This window comes from Mesorhizobium sp. M7A.F.Ca.AU.001.01.1.1, assembly GCF_004022735.1.
In the GTDB taxonomy this organism is placed as follows: Bacteria; Pseudomonadota; Alphaproteobacteria; order Rhizobiales; family Rhizobiaceae; genus Mesorhizobium; species Mesorhizobium ciceri.
In genome coordinates this window covers 1-3716 of sequence record NZ_RZPF01000654.1, presented here as the reverse complement: position 1 = coordinate 3716, position 3716 = coordinate 1, and the positions used below count along the sequence as shown (strand labels likewise).

The following is a 3716-nucleotide window of genomic DNA, read 5'->3' as shown; positions in this document are numbered from 1 at the left end:
CGTCAAACGGCCGGCCGATCAACTGAAGCCCGAGCGGCAAACCCTTGGCGTCGAGCCCGGCGGGCACAGCGATGCCCGGCAGGCCGGCCATGTTCACCGTGACGGTGAAGATGTCGTTCAGGTACATCTTGACCGGATCGGCAGCCATGTCCTCGTCGGCGATGCCGAAGGCGGCGGATGGCGTTGCCGGGGTCAGGATGACATCGACGCCGGCGGCGAAGACAGTCTCGAAATCCCGCTTGATCAGATTGCGCACCTTCTGCGCCTGCAGATAGTAGGCGTCGTAATAGCCGGCCGACAGCACATAGGTGCCGATCATGATACGGCGCTTGACCTCACGGCCGAAACCGGCGGCACGGGTCTTCTCATACATGTCGACGATATCCTTGCCCGGCACGCGCAAGCCGTAGCGGACGCCATCGTAGCGGGCGAGGTTGGACGAAGCCTCGGCGGGCGCCACGATGTAATAGGCAGGCAACGCATATTTGGTGTGCGGCAGGGAAATATCGACGATCTCGGCGCCGGCGTCCTTCAGCCAGGCAATGCCCTTCTGCCACAGCGCTTCGATCTCTTCGGGCATGCCGTCGACGCGGTACTCCCTGGGAATGCCGACCTTCATGCCCTTGATCGGCTTGCCGATCGCGGCCTCATAGTCCGGTACCGGCATGTCGACCGACGTCGTGTCCTTCGGATCGACGGAGGCCATCGACTTCAGCAGGATCGCGGCATCGCGCACGTCACGAGCGATCGGGCCGGCCTGGTCGAGCGACGAGGCGAAGGCGACGATGCCCCAGCGCGAGCAGCGGCCATAGGTCGGCTTGATGCCGACCGTGCCGGTGAAGGCGGCCGGCTGGCGGATCGAGCCGCCAGTATCCGTCGCGGTCGCGCCGGCACACAGGAAGGCCGACACTGCGGTTGCCGAACCGCCGGAAGAACCGCCCGGCACCAGCTGCGCATTGTCCAGGCTGCGCGCGGTCCTGGTGCCGCCGGCCGAGACGAAGCCGCCATCACCCTGATGCGTCGTCGGCATCACCACCGTGTCTAGGCGCGAGCGCCGCCACGGATTGATGACCGGGCCATAGTAGGACGTCTCGTTGGACGAGCCCATGGCGAACTCGTCCATGTTGAGTTTACCGAGCATGACGGCGCCGTCGGCCCACAGATTTGACGTAACGGTCGATTCGTAGCGCGGCTTGAATCCGTCCAGCACATGACTGCAGGCCTGCGTATGGACGCCTTCGGTGCCGAACAGGTCCTTGATTCCGAGCGGGATGCCTTCCAGCGCACCGCCCTCGCCCTTGACCAGCCTTGCGTCGGACGCCTTGGCCATGTCGCGCGCCTTGTCGCCTGTCACCGCGACATAGGCATTGAGCGCGGGATTGGCGCGATCGATGGCCGAGAGATAGGCCTCGGTGATCTCGGTCGCGGTGATTTCCTTGCCGTGCAGCTTGGCGCGGGCCTGTGAAATCGTCAGCTGGGTCAGGTCGCTCATCAAAGGCTCTTTTCGTAAAACACCGACCACTCGGAATCGGGATAATCCAGCACCGGGCCGCAACGCGAAAACCCGGCGCGTTCGTAGACGGTCCACGCCGCGGGGTGACGGTCGCCCGTCTCCAGCACCAGGCGCTTCAGCCCCTCGTTGCGCGCCAGCGCCTCGACCTGCTCGACGATTTTCGCGCCGATCTTCTGCCCGCGATGCGAGGGCCGCGTGTACATGCGCTTGACCTCGCCGACAGCGCCGTCATGGCGTTTCAGCGCACCGCAGCCAATGGCCATGCCGTTGTCGCGGGCGATGAAGACAGTCGTGTCCTCACCAGCCATCTGCTCGACCGTCAGATGGTAGCAATGCTCCGGCGGCGTCAGTTCGAGCAAGGTCTGGTTGAGTTCCTCGACCAGGCCGCGCACGTCGTCCTGCAGTGGCGTTTCAATGGCGATGTCGATTGCCATCGGCCGGTTTACTCCACGACCTTCGGCACGAGGAAGAAATTCTCTTCGGTCGCCGGCGCGTTGGCGACGATGTCAGCTGCCTTGCCGCCGTCAGTAACAACGTCCTGACGCTTCTTCATGTCCATCGGCGTCACCGAGGTCATCGGTTCGATGCCGGAAACATCGACCTCATTCAGCTGTTCGACGAAGCCCAGAATGGCGTTCAGCTCGCCGGTCATCCGTTCGGCATCTTCCTCGCTCACCGCAATGCGGGCGAGATGCGCGACGCGCTTCACTGTCTGAAGATCTACGGACATGTTTTTGCCTCGGGGAAAACCAGTTCGGGCTATAGCGGCGCCGCGCGCGCTGCGCAACATGCATCGTGCGAGAGACCAGGCTGCGGCGGCGGCCTAGTCTTCGGCCATCGATCCACGCACAGGATGATGTCTACGGCAGGGCAACGCCCTCGCACAGATAGTAGCTGCCGCTGTTGCCGCTTGCTTCGCTTTCGTCGTTGACGGGCCGGACCGACACGAGATCGATCTGCTTGTCGTTCATTTGCGTCACCGAGAGGACATCCGGGAAGACATAGCCCGGTTCCTGGCAGAGGGCCGTCACCGCCCAGCTCGGCGAAGCGGTCGCCTTGCTGACCTGCAGAAACTCGCAATTGTATTCCACGCTCTGCAGGCCGTGCGCCGAAAGCACGATGTTGCCGGCGTCGATCAGCGTTTGCAGCGTGTCCTTTTTGGCCTGCGTGCAAAGCTCTTCGGACTGAAGGTAGACGCCTTCGATGAAATCATCCGCGGCCAGCGCGGGCGACGCCGCGACAAACATGGAAACGCAAAGAGATCGCCCCAATACCATGGATTTATTCCACTTTAGCTGTTTCTAGATCGTAATCGTCTCACCGATTTTCGGCAACGCCAGCCTTACACCGGATCCTTCCAGGCCGGCCTCGAACTTATCGGCGGTCGGGTCGATCATCGGAAACGTGCCGAAGTGGCAGGGAACCACGGTGTCGAATTTGAAGAAGCGCCGGCAGGCAAGTGCCGCCACCGCGCCGCCCATGGTGAAGCGGTCGCCGATCGGCACCAGGCCTATCTTCGGCTCATGCAACTCGTTGATCAGCGCCATGTCGGAGAAGATGTCGGTGTCGCCCATGTGATAGAGCGTTTTGTCTTCCGCGAAATGCAGGACGAGGCCGCCCGGATTGCCGAGATAGGTGTTCTGGCCGCCCTCGCCCGGGAACGAGGATGAGTGCAGCGCCTGGACAAAAGTGGTGGTGAAGCTGCCGCAATCGACGGTGCCGCCGATGTTGCCGGGATTGATCTTCTTGTCGCTGACGCCCTTGCCGACCAGATACATGCAGATCTCGAAATTGGCGACGAGCTGGGCGCCGCTTTTGCCGAGCACCTCCACCGCGCCGCTGATGTGGTCGCTGTGGCCATGCGTCAGCAGCACATGCGTGACACCCTCAGCCGGGCCCTCCCAGCCACCCGTCCATGACGGATTGCCTATCAGATAGGGGTCGATGAGGATCTTGGCATCAGCGGTATCGATCCGAAAGGCCGAGTGGCCGTACCAGGTCAGTTTCATGAATGCATTCCTCGATTTTTGACTTGCCAAAGGATAGAACGCCAATGGCCCCGAGATCAAAGGGTTACTTGTCCGCCACGCGTTTGACAAAACACCTGGTGGTGAAAGGCGAAGGACGGCCGGTGGGCATTATCGCGATCGAAGAATTGCCGGCGCGGTTAGCCGGCGGCAAGACGCTGGCGGGGCTTGAGCTC

General features: G+C 62.4%; 5 protein-coding genes. All 5 read right to left on the bottom strand.

All coding sequences use genetic code 11. From position 1 onward, the window contains the following. Nucleotides 1–1492: amidase family protein (locus EN884_RS29155; protein ID WP_128360888.1), on the bottom strand; the 1492-nt coding region annotated here is incomplete at its 3' end. Beyond that, nucleotides 1492–1947, bottom strand: a complete 456-nt coding sequence (locus tag EN884_RS29150; RefSeq protein WP_013531786.1) for a GNAT family N-acetyltransferase — start codon at nucleotides 1945–1947, stop codon at nucleotides 1492–1494. The genes EN884_RS29155 and EN884_RS29150, both read right to left, overlap by 1 nt. Nucleotides 1948–1955: 8 nt before the next feature. Continuing rightward, a complete protein-coding gene (gene gatC / locus EN884_RS29145; RefSeq protein WP_013531787.1) occupies nucleotides 1956–2243 on the bottom strand; it encodes an Asp-tRNA(Asn)/Glu-tRNA(Gln) amidotransferase subunit GatC in 288 nt (95 codons plus the stop codon). A 130-nt stretch (nucleotides 2244–2373) separates the two neighbouring features. Continuing rightward, the gene (locus EN884_RS29140) at nucleotides 2374–2790 is read right to left on the bottom strand and encodes a hypothetical protein (RefSeq protein ID WP_082826453.1); all 417 of its coding nucleotides are present in this window, start codon (nucleotides 2788–2790) and stop codon (nucleotides 2374–2376) included. Nucleotides 2791–2814: 24 nt separating this feature from the next. Then, the gene (locus EN884_RS29135) at nucleotides 2815–3522 is read right to left on the bottom strand and encodes a metal-dependent hydrolase (protein ID WP_063167956.1); all 708 of its coding nucleotides are present in this window, start codon (nucleotides 3520–3522) and stop codon (nucleotides 2815–2817) included. Nucleotides 3523–3716 lie beyond the last annotated feature (194 nt).

What these genes read in the sequence shown, in the direction of transcription:
- EN884_RS29150 (WP_013531786.1), bottom strand. Translation starts at nt 1,947, where the DNA reads ATGGCAATCGACATCGCCATTGAAACGCCACTGCAGGACGACGTGCGC.
- gatC (WP_013531787.1), bottom strand. Translation starts at nt 2,243, where the DNA reads ATGTCCGTAGATCTTCAGACAGTGAAGCGCGTCGCGCATCTCGCCCGC.
- EN884_RS29140 (WP_082826453.1), bottom strand. Translation starts at nt 2,790, where the DNA reads ATGGTATTGGGGCGATCTCTTTGCGTTTCCATGTTTGTCGCGGCGTCG.
- EN884_RS29135 (WP_063167956.1), bottom strand. Translation starts at nt 3,522, where the DNA reads ATGAAACTGACCTGGTACGGCCACTCGGCCTTTCGGATCGATACCGCT.